Here is a 19,654-nt window from a genome sequence, read left to right as displayed (position 1 = left end):
CGAGGGAGAGCGCCCTCGGGCGGGCAGTGCGGATGGGGGGCGAACGCGGTTACAGGCCGGGGGCGTCGGCGTTGCCGGGGGTCTTGGCCTGCGACGTGATGTCGCGGTGGCGGCGCTTGATGTACTCGGCGGCCCGGACCGCGACGGCCTGCAGCGTGCTGGTGGGGTTGACCGCGGCGCCCGTGGTGAGCGAGCTCGCGTCGGTGATGAACAGGTTGGGCACGTCCCAGGTCTGGTTCCACTTGTTGGTGACCGAGTCCTCGGGCGTGTTGCCCATTCGGCAGGTGCCCATGATGTGCCAGCCGGGGGGCGGCCCGTCGATGCCGCCGATGCCGGTGCTGGCGGTGTCGATGACGCCGCCGGCCGCCGCCGCGGCCTCCTGGGCGCGGTCGCGTCCCCACTCGACGAGCCGGCGGTCGTTCTCGTGCAGCTCGTAGTGGACGTGCGGTGCGGGCAGCCCGCTCGAGTCCTTCACCTCGGGGTCGAGGGTGACCCGGTTGGTGCGTACCGGCAGGTCCTCGCCCTGGACGTAGATCAGCGCGTGCCGTCCGAAGTGGTTGTTGAAGAACGCGCGGTGCCCGGCGCCCCAGGGCGCCGTGTTGCCGGTGTTGGTCCCGAGCGCGCTGGTGGCAGCGCCCAGGGAGGTACCGACCTGCAGGGAGAAGCCGTTGACGAAGCCGCGGGACGGGTCGGTGTCGTAGAACTCCTGGCTGTAGAGCACCGCGGGCTCCGGGCCCTTGAAGCCCTCGAGCGGCTCGTCGAACCAGAAGTCCACGAAGGACCAGCTGTGGAACATCAGGTGCGTGCCGACCAGGCCGTTGGAGTTGGCCAGCCCGTCCGGGTGGCCCTTCTGGGCCGACATCAACAGCAGCCGGGGCGTGCCGATGGAGTTCGCGGCGACCACGACGATCCCGGCCCGCACCTCGTGGCGCTGCCCGGTGACCCGGTCGATGTAGGTGGCACCGGTGGCCCGGCCGTTCTTCGCGTTGATCTGCTCGACCCGGGCGTTCACCCGCAGGTCGACGCCGTTGCGCAGGGCCGCAGGCCAGTACGACACGTCGGTCGAGGCGATCGAGTGCCGGGGACAGCCCGCGAGGCAGAAGCCGCAGTCGTTGCACGCGAGCCGGGCGTCCTTGGTGCGGGTGAGGATCGCGTTGTCCGCGGGCCACCAGTGCCAGCCGAGCTTGTCGAAGCCCGAGCCCATCTTGTGGCCGACCTTGCCGCCGCGGCTGGCCGGGCCCCAGCCCTCGGGGCGCGCCGGGTTGCCGGGGTCACCGGTCCGGCGGGCGACGCCGATCTCCGCGTCGTTGATGGCGTAGAACGGCTCGAGCTCCTCGTAGGAGATGGGCCAGTCGATGGTGCCCTCGACGCCGTGTTCGGTGCCCTTGCGGAAGTCGACCGGCTTGAACCGGGGCCAGGCCGCCGCGTAGTGCAGGGTGGAGCCGCCGACCCCGGTGAAGGTGTACGGGGTGGTGTTGCCGGTGACCGGGTAGTCCTCGGGGAACTGCCGGACGTTGGGCTCGAACGACCAGCTGCGCTTGCGCTCGAGCTCCCAGCCGTCGTACATGTGCGGGTGGTCCATCGCGTGGACCCAGTCACCCTGCTCGAGGCAGACGACCTTGATCCCGGCGTCGCTGAGCCGCTTGCTCACCGCTCCGCCGCCCGCGCCGGCCCCGATCACCAGGACGTCGGTCTCCGTGTACGCCGCCATCAGTTCTTCCCTGCTTCCCGGGCTTGCCGTGCCGAACACATCGGAAGGTCGGCGGGGATCTCGACCCGCCGTACGTCCTCGGTCCGGACGTAGGTGCCGCGCACCCGGCTGAGCAGCTCGTCGTCCCAGTCGTCCATGACGTCGGAGTAGCCGTAAGGCTGGGGGCTGTTGCGGTAGTCCCGGCCCGCGGGCAAGCGGTTGATCGCCCGGATGACCTCGGGCCGGGAGTAGTACGCGTGGTAGACGACGTCCCGCAGGCGCGTGAAGAACTCCGGCTCATCGCGTTCCAGTCCTTCCAGGACCGTCACGCGCTGCGCCGAGGTGGCGTCGGCGAACTCCTGTCCCAGCCCGTCGAGCCGGGCTCGGACATCGTCCTCCCCGAGGAACGGGAACCACTTCGGCTCCAGCCCCGACGGCGTCACGTACCGGGCGATGAACGAGATCACGTCGACCTCGTCGGGCGCCGGGAAACCGTCGCCGCCCGGGATGAGCTCGTCCGCCGCGGCGTTCAGCACCGCGGTCTGCACCTCACTCAGCCGGATCCCCGGCAGCCAGCCACCGATCGGTGGCTTGGCATCACGGGGTGTCACGCTCAGATCCGTCACAATCCCTCTCCTTTGTGGGACGCCGTCCACCGGGTGGATCAGGCGCGCTCGAGGTAGTCGACGATCGCCCGGCCGAAATCGGGCAGGTCGACCGGCGTGCGGGAGGTGATGACGTTGCCGTCCTCGACCACCGGCTCGTCGACCCAGGTGCCGCCGGCGTTCTCGACGTCGGTCTTGATCGGCAGGTAGCCGGTGATCTTGCGGCCCTTGGTGGCGCCGGCGGAGGCGAGCATCCAGCCGCCGTGGCAGATCGCGGCGACCAGCTTGCCGGACTCGTAGGCGGCCTTGACCAGGTCGATCATCTCCGGGTGCAGACGCATGTTGTCCGGCGCGAACCCGCCGGGGATGACCACGGCGTCGAAGTCGCTCGCCGACACCTCGGACGCGGCGGCGTCCGCCGCCATCGGGTAGTGCTCCTTGCTGTCGTAGCTGTCCTTGGTGCCGCTGCCGATGACCTTGACGTCGGCACCGGCCTCCTGCAGGCGCAGGTAGGGGTACCAGCCCTCGAGGATCTGGTACTCGTCCTCGATGAGCAGGGCAACGCGCTTACCGGAAAGCGACATCTCACGTCCTTCGTTGTCGGTGCTTGCAGGGGTCGGAGGTGACTGCGCGGTGGCCGCCCCGGGGCCCCGCCCCCGAGCCGGGCCCCGCAGAGCGGCTCAGGCGTCGATCATCTGGAGGAACTCGATGCTGGTGCGTACGTCACCGTGGTTGGCCTGGATGTTGCGCAGGGCCTCCCAGTGCTGGCCGTAGCCCAGCGGGTCGTCCTTGCCGGACGGGATCGCCGCGGTGGTGTCGGCGAGGACGATGATCTTGAAGTCCTGGTTGTTGCCGTCGATGGCGGTGGCGATCTGGCAGTTGCCGGTGGACAGGCCCGCGACGACGAGGGTGTCGCAGCCGGCCCGGCGCATGTACTCGGCGAGCGGGGTGCCGTAGAACGAGCTGAAGCGGTGCTTGCGCATGACCGGCTCGTCGGGCAGCGGCTTGAGCTCGTCGACCAGCTCGTCACCGCCGTTGCCCCAGCTACCGGGGAAGGTCTCCAGCGCGCCCTCCAGGCCCCACTTCTTGTCGGCCCACCCGGCGTCCTTGCCGTCGCCGCGCAGACCCCACAGCGACCACACCACCGGGATGCCCTTCGCCCGGCAGGCCTCCAGCACGTTCACCACGGGCTGAACGACGTCCTTGCCCTCCGGAGCGCCACCGGCGCTCGGGATGTACATCGCGCCGCCCGGCTCCGCACATGCCTTCTGCATGTCCAGGACCAGCAGCATCGTCTTCTCGGGGTCGATCGTCGGCGCGACCCACTTCGAGCGGTCGATGTGGTCGTCGATGTGCTGGTAGGTGTAGTCGAGCGAGGACATCGCTGCTCCTTTGCGTGATGCGGGCGGCCCTTTCCCGGGGCCGTCGTGCATGTCGATGCGCAGTTCTCAGATCCGCCGGAATTCGCAGCCCGATCCGTACCTCGTCCTGCTGAGCGGGTTGCCAGGTGATCTGGTGGTCTGAACACTAACTCTCGTTAGGGTGGTGGTGTCAAGACCCCGGAGCCGGCCGTCCTGTTCGCTGCCGGGCGCTCGGTGGTGGTCACGGATCGTGCGTCGTCAGTACTTGCGGGTCTTTGCCGGCGCCCACTGCAGGTAGGCCTCGGCGTAGTCCGCGTCGGTCTCGTCGGTCTCGTCGACCACACGGGTCGGCACGTCGACGATCTTGCCGACCGTCGAGCCGAGGACGGCGTTGTGGAACACGGTGTCGACGAACGTGATGGCCTGGTCGACGCTACTCACGTCGATGCTCGCGGTCAGCGAGCCCGGAGCGGACGGCCTGCATGCCCGGGACCAGCCCGTCGGCGCCGACCACGACGACCCCGGAACCGCCGTCCCACTGCTCGATGCCACGGGCGCCCAGGGCCTGCGAGGCACCGAGGGCCATGTCCTCGTTCTCCCCCCGGATCGCCTGGATGCCGGCGTCGCGGGTGAGCAGGTCCTGGGTGGCGCTCAGCCCCTGCTCCCGCAGGTATCCGCCGTCGGCGGAGCGGCCACGGTGAGACCGGGATGCTCGCTGCAGGCGATCGTGCGGGCCGCACACGGCACGCCGGTGAGCCTGATGTTCCCCATGGTGAGCACGCTCGACGAGCTTTTCGACGCCCGGCGCCCGCTCGACGAGGCGATCACGGCCGTCGGGCGCGGGCACGGGGCCGCTGCGGCCGGTCTTGCCGCACGGGCACTCGCCGCCGACGGCCCGCACCGCGTGCGGGAGCTGCTCGCGGGGATCACGCGGCCGCGAGCAGCTCCCGACCGGATGCGGTGAGCCGCGCCGGCCCGGGCTGGGACCCGCCGGCGGCGATCAGGCCGGCGCTCGCCAGCCGCGGGCCGACGAACTGATCGCAGCAGCACAGACCGTCGATGGTCAGCGACCCGCCGCACGCCCCGGACATCTCGCACCGGCCGGCGGCGACGGCTCGCAGGACGGCGAGGTCCCGGTGGCTCAGCGAGGTGAGCATCGTCGGGACCGCGGGCGCCACCCCGCCGTCGGCATACCCCGGGCGCGAAGCCGGCGCCGAGATCCCGGGGTCTGCGCTGGTCTCCATCATGTCCTCCTTCCGCACGTCGACGAGTTCTGCCCATCCCGGCACCGCCAGAATTCCCGCGGGCCTCGATTTTCCGACGATTTCGGCGATATGGCCTGTCCTGCCCGGCGAACCGGACGGCCGCCGGATCATCTACCGCCCTCAGGCGGCGGCGTCGCCGATCGCCGAGTGATCCATTTCCAGCCATATCCGACGATCGAGCAGCAGATCGATCTCAGCCCACAGTTCCCGGACGATGTCCGGGAACCACGGCGCGGCATGCTCGATCCGCTTGTACAACCCGGCGATGTGGTGGTCCACCGCGGGGATGTCCGGGCACGGGTACGGTGTGCCGCGGCGCCCGACGACAGTGGTGAGCGGATCAATGTCGGGGTATGGCGTGCTCAATCGGCTCATCTCACCATTCCTTCCAAGCGACGGTGGTTGCGCCGGCGCCGAGGTTCCACCCGCCCTGCAGCGCAATGCCGACCCCCAGGAACCAAATTTTCCCGATCCCTCACCTCGCCAGGTCACCCCGAACTCGCGGCTCGATCGGCCTCCCCGCACCAGGCCCATCCAGCCGCTTTGGCCCGGCAGGTCGAGAAGACCGCCCAACCGGTTCCGAAACGGTCCGCCCAGGTGACGCCGCGGGAGTCGGCGGGTCGTGGGGCCGCCCGGCACGCCGCTCGGCCTGCCGGTGCTGTGCCGCCCGCCGGTGGCCCGCCGGCGGGCGTCCGGCCGTGCGCAACACGTGCGAGCGCACCGGCTTCATCCGGTCCGGGTGACGCCGTCGGCGCACAGCGTTCCTAGCGTCATCGCCGAGGAGTGCGCCGACGGTACTGGAGTGGCCGCATGCCCGAGCCCGTGATTCCGCCTCCGCCTCCGGCGCGGGCCGGCGCTGCGGATGCCACCTGCCGGGTGGTGCAGATTCCCGGGGACGACTTCGTGATGGGCAACGATCGGCGCGACGGGGACCGCCCGGCGCACCGGGTGTGGATCGACCCGTTCCGCCTCGACCCCCACGCGGTCAGCAACGGCCGGTTCGCCGCCTTCGTCACCGCCACCGGCCACGTGACCGACGCCGAGCGGTACGGCTGGTCGTTCGTCTTCGGCGGCCTGCTGCCCGATGACTTCCCGCCGACCCGGGCGGTCGCGGGCGCGCCGTGGTGGCGGCAGGTCCACGGCGCCGCCTGGAACCACCCCGAAGGCCCGCAGTCCGACCTGGCCGGTCGTGCCGACCACCCGGTCGTCCACGTGTCGTGGAACGACGCAATGGCCTTCTGCACCTGGAGCCGAACCCGGCTCCCGACCGAGGCCGAATGGGAGTTCGCCGCCCGTGGCGGCCTGGCCCGGCAACCCTTTCCGTGGGGCAGCGATCTCGAACCGGGCGGACGCCATCGCATGAACGTCTTCCAGGGCCGTTTTCCCGGGCACAACACCTGCGCCGACGGTTTCGCCGGAACCGCCCCGGTGCACGCCTTCCCGCCGAACGGCTACGGCCTGCACAACGTCACCGGGAACGTCTGGGAATGGTGCGCCGACTGGTTCGACCCGGGCTACTACGCCCGCAGCCCGGCGAGGAATCCCACCGGAGGGCCCCATGGCGCGTACCGCGTCATCCGGGGCGGTTCCTACCTGTGCCACGCCTCCTACTGCGACCGCTACCGGGTCGACGCCCGCAACGCCAGCGAACCGGACAGTTCCACCGGCAACACCGGATTTCGTGTCGCCCTCGATGAAAGGGATCACCAATGACCAGGACGACGCTGCAGCGGGCCCGCAAGCGGGTCACGTCGAGCATCGAAGATGCGGTCGAGGCACTGGAAGACGTCGCCAGGACCGTCGGAGAGGAGGCCAGGAGAGTCGGTGCCGAGACCAGCGACGAGTTCGCGCAGCTACCGACGCAACTCGATCAAGCGCGCCGGGCCATCGCAGCGGCGATCGAACCCCGGCGCTCATCGGGCCGGTTCCGCCGATTGCTGCTGCTCGCCACGCTCGCCGGTGGGGCCGTCACCATCGGATGGGTCCTGGGGCAGCGGGCACGGAGCGGATGAGTGTCAACCGGGGCGAATCCTGCCGATGATCATGTTTTGCCTGGCAGAGTTGTCCGCGCGGCAGCCGGCGGCGCCGGTTGCCCGCGATCCGGCACTACGCACGACGGCAGTACCCACCGTTTCAGCTCGCGGCACGGGAGGCGCGATGCTCAACCACGATGATCGGCGCCGGCTCGAAGCAATCGAACGACAGCTCAACTCCGAGGATCCCGACCTCGCCCACCGGCTCAGCCGGTGGCCGCAGTCGCCTGCGGCACGCTGGGCCACCGCGACGGCCATCCTCCTGATCGTCCTCGGCACCCTGGGAGTGCTGATCGGGCTGACGTTGTTCAGCCCGGCGCTCGTCCTCGTGTCGACGCCGGGGCTGGTCGGCGGCTGGGTCTGGCTGCACCGGCGGACCCAGCGCCACTGTTGAACGGCCGACCGCTGCCGGCCCGGATCCGGTGGGGCGCCGCCGGACCCACGGGGCCCGCTCCTGCGAGCCTGATCGGCCCGGCCCCTCTCATCAGGGGTCAGCACCGCCGGTTGTGCGGCTGACTGCGCACGCTGCTCCCACGACTCCCCGTTCCGGCGATCCGCCGCACCACACCTCCGTCGATCCCGGCACCGCCGGGCCGCAGCGTCACCGGACGTGGCGTGGCACGACCGCGCTCGCGGGCCGTCCCGCAGACGCGACGCTTGACGCCCCAGTCGAAGTGAAACTACGTTCACTGTGAATGAACCTATGTTCACGCCCGATGAGCATGGATTCACTGGGGGTTCCGTGACTGGCAGCCCGGGCCGGGCCCAGGACGCCGACCAGGCGGCCCGGGTCGTGCGCGCCGAGTGGCGCACGCGGCAACTGTTGAGCGCGGCGGCCCGGTTGATGGAGCGCGACGGGTTCCACGGGGTGTCGATGCAGGCGCTCGCGGACGAGGCGTCGGTGAGCGTCGGGCTGATCTACCGGTACTTCGGCAGCAAGGAGGACGTCCTCCTCGCGGTGATCGTCGAGGTGCTGAACGCGTTCGACGCGACGGTGCCGGCCGCGGTGGAGGCGGCGGGCGCGGACCCGGTGGAGCGGATCGCGGCCGCGTTCCGCGCCTACTGCGGCGTCATCAACACCCACCGGCACGCCGCGGTCCTGACCTACCGCGAGAGCAAGACGCTCGGCACCCGGCACCGGGACACGATCAAGTCCCTCGAGGTGCAGACGACCGCGCCGCTGCGCGCGGCGATCCGGGACGGCGTCGAGGCAGGCCTGCTCACAGCCGACGTGGACGTCGAACTGTTCGCCCTCGACCTCATCCTGCTGGCGCACGCCTGGGCGCTCAAGCACTGGTACTTCGGCGCCACGCTCTCCTTCGAGACCTACGTGACCAGGCAGACCGCGCTCGCCCTGCGCGCCGTCGTCGACCCCGCGCACCGCGACGACTACCGCCACCTGCTGGCTCCCCGCACCTGACCCGCACTCCCCGCACCGACAGAGAGGTTGGCCCGATGAGCGAGTACGAGGACATCGACTACACGGTCGAGGACTCGACAGCGGTGATCACCATCAATCGGCCGCACCGCTACAACGCGTTCCGCGGCCGCACGGTGGAGGAACTGATCGCCGCCTTCCGCAGGGCCTGGGCCGACCGGGCGGTGCGCGCGGTCATCCTGACCGGAGCGGGAGAGAAGGCGTTCTGCACCGGCGGCGACGTCAAGCAGCGCGCGGAGACCGGCGACTACGGCCCCACCGAGAGCGGCCTGTTCGAGATCGACTACCTGCACCGGCTGATCCGGGACATCCCGAAGCCGGTGATCGCAGCCGTCAACGGCCTGGCCATCGGAGGCGGGCATGTGCTGCACGTGCTGTGCGACGTCACCATCGCCGCCGACACCGCCCGGTTCGGCCAGGCCGGCCCGCGGGTCGCCTCCTTCGACGCCGGGTTCGGCACCACCTACCTGGCCCGGGTGGTCGGCGAGAAGCGGGCCCGCGAGATCTGGTACTGGTGCCGCCAGTACGACGCCGAGACCGCCGAGCGCTGGGGTCTGGTCAACAAGATCGTCCCGCAGGCTGAGCTGCTCGACGAGGCCAAGGCGTGGGCCCGCGAGGTCGCGGAGAAGAGCCCGACGGCGCTGAAGTTCCTCAAGCACTCCTTCAACACCGACACCGAGCACCAGGCGGGGCTGGCCAACATGGCCTCCGCCGGCCTGGAGTTGGTGGTCGCCTCCGCCGAGGGCCACGAGGGCGCGAACGCGTTCGCCGAGAAGCGCTCGCCCGACTTCAGCAAGTTCGCCTGAGCACGCTGCGGCCAGGAGGCATCGCGTGGATTTCCAGCTGACACCCGTCCAGGAGCAGTACCGCGACAGCGCGCGCGGGCTGGCCGTCGACCGGCTCGCGCCGGAGTACCGGGCCCGCGCGCAGCGCGGGTTCATCGAGAAGGACCTGCGGCTCGAGATCGGCGCCCGGGGACTCATCGCAGCGGAGGTGCCCGAGTCCCTCGGCGGCCGTGGCCTGGACCGGGTGGCCAGCGGGATCATCACCGAGGAGATCGCCCGCGGCGACTTCAACGTCGCCTACCTGCAGATCGTCGGCTCCCTGCTCGGCCAGATCATCGCCGGCAACGCGCAGCCCGGCCTCGCCGCGGACTGGGTGCCGAAGATCTGCAGCGGGGAGGAGATCGTCGGCATCGGGTTGTCGGAGCCGCACGCCGGTTCCGACGCCGGCATGCCCCGGCTGCGGGCCCGGCGCGACGGCGAGTCCTACGTGCTGAGCGGGGAGAAGTCGCTGTCGTTCTGCGACCAGGCCGGCGCGGCCGTGGTCTTCGCCCGGACCGGCGAGGAGGAGGTCCGCGGCCGGGGCATCAGCGCGTTCCTCGTCCCGCTGGGGCTGCCCGGAGTGTCGAGCAAGCGGTTCGACGACATGGGCACGGCGGCGGTCGGACGCGGCGCGGTGTACTTCGACGAGGTCCGGGTCCCGGCCGATCACCTGCTCGGCGCGGAGGGCACCGGCTTCTCCCAGGTGATGCAGGGCTTCGACTTCAGCCGCGCCCTCATCGGGCTGCAGTGCATCGGCGCCGCGCAGGTGTCGGTCGACGAGACCTGGGAGTACGTGAGCGGGCGGGAGGCCTTCGACCAGCCGCTCAGCCGGTTCCAGGGAGTGGCGTTCCCGCTCGCCGAGGCCGAGACCCAGCTGACCGCGGCGCGGCTGCTCTGCTACCAGACCCTGTCGCTCAAGGACCGGGGTCTGCCGCACACCGCGCAGGCGGCGATGTGCAAGTGGTGGGCACCGAAGGTCTCCTTCGAGGCCGTCCAGAACTGCCTGCTGCTGCACGGCCAGCTCGGCTACCGCACCGACAAGCCGCTGGAGCAACGCCTGCGTGACGTGCTCGGCCTGCAGATCGGCGACGGCACCGCGCAGATCATGAAGACGGTCATCGCCCGGCAGCGCGTCGGTCGCGCCCTGGCGCCGTGAGACGACTCGGTCGGACGACTAGGAGAGCGACATGACACGACTGGACAAGAAGATCGCGATCGTGACCGGCGCCGGCCGAGGGATCGGGCGCGGGATCGCGGAGAAGCTCGCCGCCGAAGGGGCGACCGTCGTCGTCACCGACGTCAACGAGGACTCGGCGCGCGAGGTCGCCGGGGCGCTCGGCGGGGACAGCGTCGGGCTGCGGGTCGACGTGACGTCCCGGGAGTCGGTCCGGGCGATGGTCGACGAGGTCACCGGCACCCTCGGCCGGGTGGACGTGCTGGTGAACAACGCCGGCTGGGACAAGGTACAGCCGTTCCTGGCCAGCGACGAGGCCGACTGGGACCGGGTCATCGCGATCAACCTCTACGGCACGCTGCACTGCTGCAAGGCCGTGCTCCCCACCATGGTGGAGCAGGGCTACGGCAAGGTCGTCAACATCGCCTCCGACGCCGGCCGCGTCGGGTCGTCGGGTGAGGCCGTCTACTCGGCGGCCAAGGGCGGGATCATCGCCTTCACCAAGACGCTCGCCCGCGAGATGGCCCGCAACCAGATCAACGTCAACTGTGTCTGCCCCGGCCCGGCCGACACCCCGCTGCTCGCCGAGATCGGCGCGGAGAACCCGAACCTGACCAAGGCGCTGGAGCGGGCGATCCCCTTCCGCCGGCTCGCCCGCCCCGACGACCTGGCAGGAGCCGTCGCCTTCCTGGCCTCCGACGAGGCCGGCTACATCACCGGCCAGACCCTGAGCGTCAGCGGCGGACTGACCATGAGCTGAGCCCCTCCCCAGACCAGCCCGGACCAGCCGCGTGTCACGCCGACGGTCCACAAAGGACAGGACAAGAACAGTGCCGTTCGAGACCATCCTGACGCCCGAGACCGCCGAGCGCTTCACCCGCGAGGGCTACTGGCGCAACCGGACCATCACCGACTTCCTCGACGCCGCCGCGGCGAAGGACCCGGACAAGCTCGCCGTCGTCGATCCGCGGGGCCGCTGCACCTACGGCGAGCTCAAGGCGCTCGTCGACCGGTGTGCCCTCGGGCTGCTCGAACTCGGGATCGGGCCGGGTGACATGGTGTCCTTCCAGTTGCCCAACTGGACCGAGTGGATCGTCGTGCACTACGCGGCGAGCCGGATCGGCGCCGTGAGCAACCCGCTGATCCCGATCTACCGGGACCGGGAGGTCGGCTACATGCTGCGGCTGGCCGCCTCGAAGCTCGTCGTGGTGCCGCGGGAGTTCCGGGGCTACGACCACGCCGAGATGGTGCAGCGACTGCGCCCCGGACTGCCCGATCTCGAGCACGTGATGGTCGTCGGCGAGCCACTCGATCAGATGTCCTCGTGGGCGGAGTTCATCGAGACCCCGTGGGAGCGGCGCCGCGACCCGGCCGAGCTGCCGGCGCTGCGCCCACACCCCGACGAGCTGACCCTGCTGATGTTCACCTCGGGGACGACCGGTGACCCCAAGGGCGTCATGCACACGCACAACACGCTGATCGCCGCCAACGACCCCTGGCCGGATCGCCTGGGCCTGGACGGCGACACCGTGTTCCACATGGCCTCCACGTTCGGGCACCTGACCGGGTTCCTCTACGGCGCCCGGCTGCCCACCCAGCTCGCCGCGACGGGCGTCTACCAGGACGTGTGGAACGCGGAACGGTTCGTCGAGCTCGTCGAGGAGCACGGCATCACGATCTCCTCGGGCGCCACGCCGTTCCTCAGCGACACCTTGGGCGCGGCGAACCTCGCCGACCACGACGTGTCCTCGCTGCGCCGCTACTGCTGCATGGGCGCCCCGATCCCGCGGGTCATGCTGCGTGAGGCGCGCGAGAAGCTGCCCGGCGTGGCCGTCCTCGGCGGCTGGGGGCAGAGCGAGAACGGCCTGGTCACCCTGGGCAAGCCCGACGACCCGGAAGCCAAGATCACCAACACCGACGGCTGCCCCTGGCCCGGGATGCAGATCCGGGTCGTCGACTGGGAGGGCGCCGAGCTGCCGGCCGGAACCGAGGGCCGGCTGCAGGTCAAGGGACAGACGCTGTTCGTCGGCTACGCGAACGGCATCGAGATGACCCGGGCGAGCTTCGACGGGGACTGGTTCGACACCGGCGATCTGGCGGTGATCGACGCCGACGGCTACCTCAGCATCTCCGGCCGCACCAAGGACGTGATCATCCGCGGCGGCGAGAACATCCCGGTGTCGTACGTGGAGAACGTGCTGTACGAGCACCCGAGGATCGACACCGTGGCGCTAGTCGCGATGCCCGATCCCCGGCTGCAGGAGCGGGCCTGCGCCGTCGTCGTGCTCACCCCGGGCGAGCTGCTGACGCTGGACGACGTGCGGCGGTTCCTCCAGGAGAAAGGCGTCGCCAAGCCCTACTGGCCGGAACGGCTGGAGGTCGTCGCGGACATGCCGCGCACCGCGAGCGGCAAGATCCAGAAGTTCCGGCTGCGCGAGCAGATCCTCGGAGGGAGCTGAATCGGCCCGGTCAGACCCGGTTCCCGTTGCGCCGCACGCCGACCTCGTCGAGGTGCAGCAGCAGGTCCGCGGGATCGGCGTAGACCCGGTACGCACCGGCGCGCTCGAGTTCCTCCCGCCCGTAGCCGCCGGAGAGCAGCCCGACGCCGAGCGCACGGGCCCGCCGGGCGGCGAGCAGGTCCCAGATGCTGTCGCCGACCACGATCGCGTCGGTGATGTCGACCCCGGCCCGGGCCGCCGCGGCGAGGAACAGGTCGGGGTCGGGCTTGGCGAACCGCACCTGGTCCCGCGTGATCAGCGGGGTGTCCTGCGGCAGCCCGAGCATGTCCAGCGCGGGGCGGGCGGCCCTGGCCAGCCCGCTGGTCGCGATCGCCCAGGTCACGCCGTTCCCGGTGAGTTCGGCGAGCAGCTCACGAGCGCCCGGGAGCGGACGGACGGACTCGCGCCGGCGCGCGTAGGCGTCGGCGTGCGCGAGGTTGAGGGCCCGGATCTGCTCGACGTCCAGGGAACCGCCGGTCTCGCGCAGCAGCGCGGTGACGAACAGACCGCCGCTCATCCCGATCCGGCGGTGGATCCGCCAGATCGACAGGTCGATCCCGAACTCGGTGAGGGCCTCGTGCCAGGCGAGGACGTGCTGATAGACGCTGTCGATGAGGGTGCCGTCGAGGTCGAACAGGAATGCGGGCGGGGCGGGTGCGGCCATGGCACCGACGCTAGCCCCGCTGCGCTCCCGAGCCGCTGCCGACGAGCTCGAACGCCTGCCACATCGAGGCGTACTTCCCGCCGAGTGCGAGCAGTTCGTCGTGCCCGCCGGCCTCCACGACCCGGCCGCTGTCGAGCACGACGATGCGGTCGGCCGTCTTGGCGGTCTGCAGGCGGTGGGCGATGACGATCGTCGTGCGGCCGTGCGAGACCTGCTGCATCGCAGCGGCCACCCGGGCCTCGGTCGCGAGGTCGAGATTCGACGTGGCCTCGTCGAGCAGGAGCACGGCGGGGTCGACGAGTTCGGCGCGGGCCAGCGCGATCAGCTGGCGCTGCCCGGCCGACAGCGACCGTCCCCGTTCCGAGATCTCGTGCAGGTACCCCGACGGCAGCGCGGCGATGAAGTCGTGCGCCCCGACCGCCCGTGCGGCCGCCTCCACCTCCGCGTCGCTCGCCTCGGGCCGGCCGTAGGCGATGTTGTCGCGGACCGTGCCGGTGAACAGGAACGCCTCCTGCGGCACGTAACCGAGCCGGCGGCGGAAGGCGAGCAGGTCGAGCGAACGCAGGTCGTGGCCGTCGATGCGCACGCTGCCCTGGTCGGGGTCGTAGAAGCGTGCGACGAGCTTCATCACCGTCGACTTGCCGGCCCCGGTCTCGCCGACCAGGGCCACGGTCTCCCCTGCGGCGATGTGCAGGCTGATGCCTCGCAGCGCCTCGGGCGGCGGGCCGGGAACCGCGTCGGCGGTCTCGAGCAGGCGCGGATCGCGGGGGCCGCGCCGGGCGCCGTCCGGCCCGGGCCGGACCGGTGCCGCCGCCGGGTAGGAGAACCGGACGTCGTCGAGGGTGATGTCGCCGCGGATCCGGCCCGGGTCCCGGGGATGCTCGGCCGGCGGGGTCCGGGTCTCCAACTGCATGAGCTCGGAGATCCGGGCGACCGAGATCCGGGTCTGCTGCCAGGCGTCGAAGACCTGGGAGAGCTGCTGGATCGGGGAGAAGAACAGGTCGATGTAGAGGATGAACGCGAGCAGGACGCCGGCCGTGAGGTGCCCGGAGGCGATCAGTCCCGCTCCGACGCCGAGCACGATGGCGTCGGCCGCCGCCGACATGAACTGCACGAAGGGGAAGTAGGTGGCGACGAGGCGTTGCGCGGCCACCCGGGATTCGAGGTACTCGCGCCCGAGCCGGTGGAACCGCCGCATCGTCTCGCGCTCGTGGACGAAGGCCTGCGACTCCCGCACCCCGGACAGGCTCTCCTGGAAGTCGGCGTTGACGATGGCGACGCGTTCCCGGGAGAGGTCGTAGAGGAATGCCGCCCGGCGCCGGAACACCACCGTGGCGACGGCCAGCGGCACCACGACGGTGAGCGTCAGCGACCCGAGCTCGGGATCGAACAGCACGAGGGCGACGCCCACCCCGGCGAACGTGACGATCGAGACCAGCGCCGAGAGCAGTCCGTTTTGGATGAGCGACTCGAACTGGTCGACATCGGTCGTCATCCGCGTCATGATCCGGCCGGCCATCTCGCGCTCGTAGTAGTCGAGCGAGAGCCGTTGCAGCTGGGCCCAGATCCGGATGCGCAGCGACAGCATCACCCGCTGGGCAGTGCGGCCGGTCACGAAGGTCTCGCCGATCTCGTCGATCAGGTCGGCGAGGGTGATGACGAGGTAGACCGCGGACGCGGTGAACAGGACCGCCTTCGAGCCCGTGGCCACCCCCTCGTCGATGCCCGTCTTGACCAGGACGGGGCCCGCCAGCGTGACGAGCGCGTCGAGGACGACGAGGACGAGACCGGCGAGCAGCGGCCTGCGGAACTCCGCCAGCAGCCGGGTGAGGGTGAAGCGCCGCTCGTGCCGGGCCTCCGCGTCGAGATCGACGACCGGGACGTCACGGATCGGCCGCAGCGCAGCGACCCGGGCGAGCAGGTCGGGGGTCGGGGCGAGGTTGAGCCGCCAGCTTCCACCACCGCCGCGCCCGAGCCCGGCACCGATGCCGGGCGCGCCGATGGTGCGCGCCGCGGACCGGGTGCCGTTGCCGGCCTGCCGGCGTCCCGCCCACGCCGACGCGGTCGCGCCGTTCGTGGTGGCCGTCGGCGCGAGCGCCTCGATCGTGTCGCCGGCGCCATGGTCCTCCTCGAGCCCGGTCAGCAGGGTCCGGTAGACGGCGCTGCGCTCGATGAGCTCGTCGTGGCTGCCCTGCTCGACGACGCGACCGTGGTCGAGCACGACGATGCGGTCGGCGAGGTGCAGCGTCGAGCGGCGGTGCGCGACGAGCAGCGTCGTCCGGCCGGCCATGACGGAGCGCAGGGCGTCGTGGATGGACTCCTCGGTCGTGGCATCGACCGCGCTGGTCGCGTCGTCCAGGATCAGGATGCGGGGATCGCACAGCAGGGCCCGGGCCAGCGCGACGCGCTGGCGCTGGCCACCGGACAGGGTCAGGCCGCGTTCACCGACGACCGTGTCGTAGCCCCGGGGGAGCCGTTCGACGAACTCGTGCGCCTCGGCGGCGCGGGCGGCCGCCTCGATCTGCTCGTCGGTGGCGTCCGGCCGTCCGTAGGCGATGTTGGAGCGCACCGAGTCGGAGAACAGGAAGCTCTCCTCGAACACGACGCCGACGCAGGCGCGCAGCGAGTGCAGCGTCAGTTCGCGCACGTCCCGGCCGTCGACGCGCACGGTGCCGGAGTCCGGGTCGTAGAACCGCGAGACCAGCATCGTCACCGTCGACTTGCCGCTCCCGCTCGGTCCGACGAGCGCCACCCGCTCGCCCGGGGCGATGTGCAGGTCGAAGCCCTGGAGCACGGGGGCTCCGTCGCCGTAGGCGAAGTGGACCCCGGTGAAGGTGATCTCGCCACCGCCGGCGGGGAGATCGACCGCGTCGGGGCGATCGGCGATGGCGGGTCGCAGGTCGAGGAGCTGGAAGATGCGCTCGATGCCGGCGCGGGCCTGCTGACCGATCGTGAGGACGCCGGCGAGCTGGCGAGCCGGGGCCATCAGCTGGGCGATGTAGGTGGAGAAGGCGAGGAAGGTGCCGATCGTGATCTCGTGCTGCAGCGCCATCCAGCCGCCGAGGGCGAGGACCGCGACCTGGCCGATCGTGGGGATCGCCTGCAGGAGAGGCTGGTAACGCGACTGCAGGCGCACCGCGCGCATCTGCGAGCCGTACACCTTCGCCGAGGCGTCGGCGACGCGCTCGAGTTCCCGGTGCTCCTGGCCGAACGCCTTCACGACGCGGACACCGTTGACGTCCTCGTCCACGATCTGTGCGACGTCACCCTCGCGTTGCTGGCCGTCCCAGGTCGCGGGGAAGATCCGCCACCGCATGCGGTAGGAGACGATGAGCAGCGCCGGGGCCACGACGATGCTGATCAGCGCCAGCGTGGGCGACAGGACGATCATGACGCCGAGCGAGAGGGCCATTAGCAGCACGTTGCCGCTCATGATCGGGAAGAAGCTCAGGAGCCCCTGGACGAGGGCCGAGTCCGAGTTCGCCCGGGACACCAGCTGCCCGGTCGGCATCCGGTCGAGATTGGCGAAGTCCATCGACTGCAGGTGATCGTGCATGTCGTTGCGCAGGTCGTACTGCACCTGCAGCGCCACCTGGCCGCCCCGGTAGCGCCGCAGGTAGGCGAATCCGAAACCCGCCGCAGCGAAGGCGATGAGCAGCACCAGCCACGGCCACAGCGCGGAGGTGTGCGCCACGATGACGTCGTCCACGATCTGCCGCTCGACGAGCGGGACGGCGGTCTGGCAGGCGCTGCCGAGCACCGCCGCGACGAGCGCGAGCACCATGTTGCGCCGGTGCCGGAGCATGTAGCCCCACAGCCGCCGGACCCAGCCCGGTCGTGCCGCCGTGTCCTCCGGTGGCGATGCCGTTGCGCCGGCGGTCGTGGCCGTGATCGATCCGGCCGGCGGCACGTCCCGATCCCGCGGGCCGCTCAACGATCACGTCCTTCGCGAGCGGCCCGGCGCTCCGCGTGCTTCTCGTCGATCGCGGCGCCGAGCCAGCGCAGCGATTCGAGCACCCGCGCGCCGTCGGGCGTTCGGGTACACAGGTCCTCGATCCGGGCGACCATCTCGCTCTCGACCCGGTCGAGCAGCGCTTCGCCCTCCAGGGTGAGGGCCAGGGCCGCCGCCCGCCGGTCGCCCGCGTCGTGGGCGCGGGTCAGCAACCCGCGCTGGCACAGCGAGGCCACCGCGGCGCTGACCGTCGGCCTGCCGAGTGCCAGTCTCGCGGCGATGCGGGACGCACGCTCGTCACCCGAGCCGATCGCCGCCAGCACCCGGTAGTGGGCGAGGTTCAGCTCGCCCGACACACGCTCCAGCACCCGCGACGCACGCGCGAGTGCCCGGACGGCCTGGACGGCGTCCGGATTCATCCTGCTGGGTGATGCCACTGTGCAATGCTAACCAATTAGTTCGTCAGTCGAACCGTCATGGTTGCCGGGCGGCCCGGGACCTCCTTCGGCTCAGCTGGGCGTGACCGGTTCACCTGCGGGTACTCAGCAACGTTCGGCCCGGCTCCCCGCCGGGGTGGTGCGCCGCCGAGATGGCGAGCCGGCACGACCCCGGCAGGGCACCTGCAGGCCGGGCAGCAGCGGATGTGGTCCGGCTGCTGGACGGTCGTCCCGTGGCGGATCCGGTCATGGCCGGTGCGCAGCCGATCCGGTCACAGCCGGCGGGCGTTGTGGAACGGCAGGTCGGCCATCTTCGAGATCATCACCGGCTGCCCGGACTCGGTCGCGTCGAGGACCTTGCCGTCGCCGAGGTAGATGCCGACGTGACTGACCGGCGAGTAGAAGAACACGAGGTCGCCGGGCTGAAGTTGGCCGGGGGGCACCGCCGTACCCATCGTCGACTGCGCAGCGGCCGAGTGCGGCAGGCTGATGCCGACCTGCTTGAACGCCCAGAGGACCAGTCCGGAACAGTCGAAGGCACTGGGGCCCGCGGCGCCCCACTCGTAGGGCATCCCGAGCCTGGTCAGGGCCGCCTTGAGCGCGGCCGCGCCGACACCGAGGCCACTGAGCCCGGCTGCGTCGCCGCCGGGCGCGTGCGCCGCGGCGGCGAGGGCCTGGGCCTTGCGTGCGGCCGCGGCATGCTCCTGCTCGGAGATCAGGGCCTGGGCAGCGATCCGCGCGGCGTCGACGCGATGCTCCAGCTCCGGCACCGTCGCCACGACGGTCTCGGCGACCGCGGCCGTGGCGGGGAGCGGGCGTGGCGCGTCGCCCACGGTGCTGGTCGTCGCGGCGGCCAGCCGCATGTACTGGGTGTCGCTCGGGGCCGGGTGCGGCGCGGCCGCCGTGGGCGCACCGGCCGCGCTGGTCACCGCCGCGGTCGCACCCACGACCGACGCGGCGACGACGGCGAGCACGGACTGGTGCGGCGCCACCGACGACGGCCGGGACGCGGATGGGGTGTCCTCGCCGGCGTGAGCGGCGGGCTCGTCGTCCGAGGCGCCCGATGCGCCGGCCGCCGCCGCGTGCCGATGGGGACCGCCGGCTGCCGGCGCGCCGGCGAACCGCTCGATCAGCTCAGTGGCAAGCCGGACCTCACCACCGCTCTCCCGCTGTGCGGGGGCGCGGTGCTTCGCACCGTCTGCAGTCATGCGCTGTACCTCGGCGTCCGCGGAGCAGGGCGATGTGAGGGCCGCGCTGCTCCGCCCCTGCCCCGTGTGCTGACGGGCGCCCGGGGGAGTGTCGGCGGGCAGGGGCGACGGCCGACCAGGCGCACCGGCCGGCGGGCGCCGACCAGCGGGCAGCACGGTAATCACTCCGTGATCGCCGGGACGAGGCTTCACGCACACTCTGCGACGACCGGCTCTCCACCGACGGTGATCGCTCGATATCGGTGCGATTACGGGTTGCTTACCTCCCGTCGGGACTGCGGTGAGTGACGACGACTGCTCGGCGAGTGGCATGGCCGCCGGGTCGGTCTCACTCACGGCCGGTCGCGCGTGCGCCCCCCTCGACCCTCGGGCCTCCGCTCGCCGGCGCGGACCACCTGACACACCGGGCTGCTACGCAGCGCAACCATCGGCCGTCAGGACGGGACCGTTCATCGCTTCCGCGGTAGCGCGGTAGCTCGGATGAGCCGACGTTCCTTACGTTCGG

21 protein-coding genes are annotated in these 19,654 nt (G+C 71.3%); 9 read left to right on the top strand and 12 right to left on the bottom strand.

What is annotated here, in order from left to right; all coding sequences use genetic code 11:
• Positions 1 to 49: 49 nt before the first annotated feature.
• The 6 genes from HF526_RS11210 to HF526_RS11185 all read right to left on the bottom strand — a co-directional run bounded on the left by HF526_RS11210 (position 50) and on the right by HF526_RS11185 (position 4,398).
• Positions 50 to 1,711, bottom strand: a complete 1,662-nt coding sequence (locus tag HF526_RS11210; protein WP_169381320.1) for a GMC family oxidoreductase — start codon at positions 1,709 to 1,711, stop codon at positions 50 to 52.
• Entirely contained in the window at positions 1,711 to 2,316 is a 606-nt protein-coding gene (locus tag HF526_RS11205) for a gluconate 2-dehydrogenase subunit 3 family protein (protein ID WP_169381319.1), read from the bottom strand. Before HF526_RS11205 ends, HF526_RS11210 begins: the two co-directional genes overlap by 1 nt.
• 38 nt (positions 2,317 to 2,354) lie before the next feature.
• Positions 2,355 to 2,879 (bottom strand): type 1 glutamine amidotransferase domain-containing protein, encoded by a 525-nt coding sequence (locus tag HF526_RS11200; protein WP_169381318.1) that lies wholly within the window; start codon positions 2,877 to 2,879, stop codon positions 2,355 to 2,357.
• A 96-nt stretch (positions 2,880 to 2,975) separates the two neighbouring features.
• Complete coding sequence (locus tag HF526_RS11195; protein WP_169381317.1) at positions 2,976 to 3,677, bottom strand: cysteine hydrolase family protein; 702 nt, start codon at positions 3,675 to 3,677, stop codon at positions 2,976 to 2,978.
• A gap of 237 nt (positions 3,678 to 3,914) precedes the next feature.
• Positions 3,915 to 4,097 (bottom strand): hypothetical protein, encoded by a 183-nt coding sequence (locus HF526_RS11190; protein WP_169381316.1) that lies wholly within the window; start codon positions 4,095 to 4,097, stop codon positions 3,915 to 3,917.
• The gene (locus tag HF526_RS11185; protein ID WP_169381315.1) at positions 4,090 to 4,398 is read right to left on the bottom strand and encodes a hypothetical protein; all 309 of its coding nucleotides are present in this window, start codon (positions 4,396 to 4,398) and stop codon (positions 4,090 to 4,092) included. Before HF526_RS11185 ends, HF526_RS11190 begins: the two co-directional genes overlap by 8 nt.
• A gap of 9 nt (positions 4,399 to 4,407) precedes the next feature.
• Here HF526_RS11185 and HF526_RS11180 point away from each other — a divergent pair, with 9 nt between their 5' ends.
• Entirely contained in the window at positions 4,408 to 4,620 is a 213-nt protein-coding gene (locus HF526_RS11180; RefSeq protein ID WP_169381314.1) for a hypothetical protein, read from the top strand.
• Here the strand turns inward: HF526_RS11180 and HF526_RS11175 are convergent.
• Both HF526_RS11175 and HF526_RS11170 read right to left on the bottom strand, forming a co-directional pair.
• On the bottom strand, positions 4,583 to 4,900 hold the full coding sequence (locus HF526_RS11175) for a hypothetical protein (RefSeq protein ID WP_239028550.1): 318 nt from the start codon (positions 4,898 to 4,900) through the stop codon (positions 4,583 to 4,585). The genes HF526_RS11180 and HF526_RS11175 overlap by 38 nt on opposite strands.
• A gap of 141 nt (positions 4,901 to 5,041) precedes the next feature.
• A complete protein-coding gene (locus HF526_RS11170; RefSeq protein WP_169381313.1) occupies positions 5,042 to 5,296 on the bottom strand; it encodes a hypothetical protein in 255 nt (84 codons plus the stop codon).
• 435 nt (positions 5,297 to 5,731) lie between these two features.
• Between HF526_RS11170 and HF526_RS11165 the strand changes: the two genes are divergently transcribed.
• The 8 genes from HF526_RS11165 (at position 5,732) to HF526_RS11130 (ending at position 12,849) form a co-directional block, all read left to right on the top strand.
• Positions 5,732 to 6,634 (top strand): formylglycine-generating enzyme family protein, encoded by a 903-nt coding sequence (locus tag HF526_RS11165; protein ID WP_169381312.1) that lies wholly within the window; start codon positions 5,732 to 5,734, stop codon positions 6,632 to 6,634.
• Positions 6,631 to 6,933 carry a hypothetical protein gene (locus HF526_RS11160; RefSeq protein ID WP_169381311.1) on the top strand — a complete coding sequence of 101 codons (303 nt, stop codon included), beginning with the start codon at positions 6,631 to 6,633 and terminating at the stop codon, positions 6,931 to 6,933. Before HF526_RS11165 ends, HF526_RS11160 begins: the two co-directional genes overlap by 4 nt.
• Before the next feature lie 145 nt (positions 6,934 to 7,078).
• Entirely contained in the window at positions 7,079 to 7,348 is a 270-nt protein-coding gene (locus tag HF526_RS11155; RefSeq protein WP_169381310.1) for a DUF3040 domain-containing protein, read from the top strand.
• A gap of 348 nt (positions 7,349 to 7,696) precedes the next feature.
• Positions 7,697 to 8,374: a TetR/AcrR family transcriptional regulator gene (locus tag HF526_RS11150; protein ID WP_211177056.1), complete on the top strand. Its 678-nt coding sequence runs from the start codon at positions 7,697 to 7,699 to the stop codon at positions 8,372 to 8,374.
• A gap of 35 nt (positions 8,375 to 8,409) precedes the next feature.
• A complete protein-coding gene (locus HF526_RS11145; protein WP_169381308.1) occupies positions 8,410 to 9,198 on the top strand; it encodes an enoyl-CoA hydratase-related protein in 789 nt (262 codons plus the stop codon).
• Positions 9,199 to 9,223: 25 nt separating this feature from the next.
• A complete protein-coding gene (locus HF526_RS11140) occupies positions 9,224 to 10,372 on the top strand; it encodes an acyl-CoA dehydrogenase family protein (protein WP_169381307.1) in 1,149 nt (382 codons plus the stop codon).
• Between the two features lie 31 nt (positions 10,373 to 10,403).
• Positions 10,404 to 11,150 carry an SDR family NAD(P)-dependent oxidoreductase gene (locus tag HF526_RS11135; protein WP_169381306.1) on the top strand — a complete coding sequence of 249 codons (747 nt, stop codon included), beginning with the start codon at positions 10,404 to 10,406 and terminating at the stop codon, positions 11,148 to 11,150.
• 70 nt (positions 11,151 to 11,220) lie between these two features.
• On the top strand, positions 11,221 to 12,849 hold the full coding sequence (locus HF526_RS11130) for an AMP-binding protein (RefSeq protein ID WP_169381305.1): 1,629 nt from the start codon (positions 11,221 to 11,223) through the stop codon (positions 12,847 to 12,849).
• Between the two features lie 10 nt (positions 12,850 to 12,859).
• Here the strand turns inward: HF526_RS11130 and HF526_RS11125 are convergent, their stop codons facing one another.
• The 4 genes from HF526_RS11125 to HF526_RS34560 form a co-directional block, all read right to left on the bottom strand.
• On the bottom strand, positions 12,860 to 13,552 hold the full coding sequence (locus HF526_RS11125; protein WP_169381304.1) for an HAD family hydrolase: 693 nt from the start codon (positions 13,550 to 13,552) through the stop codon (positions 12,860 to 12,862).
• Positions 13,553 to 13,562: 10 nt separating this feature from the next.
• Complete coding sequence (locus HF526_RS11120) at positions 13,563 to 17,486, bottom strand: ABC transporter ATP-binding protein (RefSeq protein ID WP_338051408.1); 3,924 nt, start codon at positions 17,484 to 17,486, stop codon at positions 13,563 to 13,565.
• Entirely contained in the window at positions 17,483 to 17,941 is a 459-nt protein-coding gene (locus tag HF526_RS11115) for a MarR family winged helix-turn-helix transcriptional regulator (RefSeq protein ID WP_211177055.1), read from the bottom strand. The genes HF526_RS11120 and HF526_RS11115 overlap by 4 nt, the downstream gene beginning before the upstream one ends.
• 272 nt (positions 17,942 to 18,213) lie before the next feature.
• Positions 18,214 to 19,149, bottom strand: a complete 936-nt coding sequence (locus HF526_RS34560; protein WP_211177054.1) for a C40 family peptidase — start codon at positions 19,147 to 19,149, stop codon at positions 18,214 to 18,216.
• Positions 19,150 to 19,654 lie beyond the last annotated feature (505 nt).

The sequence above is a fragment of the Pseudonocardia acidicola genome, assembly GCF_012911935.1.
GTDB lineage: Bacteria > Actinomycetota > Actinomycetes > Mycobacteriales > Pseudonocardiaceae > Pseudonocardia > Pseudonocardia acidicola.
This window is presented reverse-complemented; position numbering and strand designations above follow the sequence as displayed.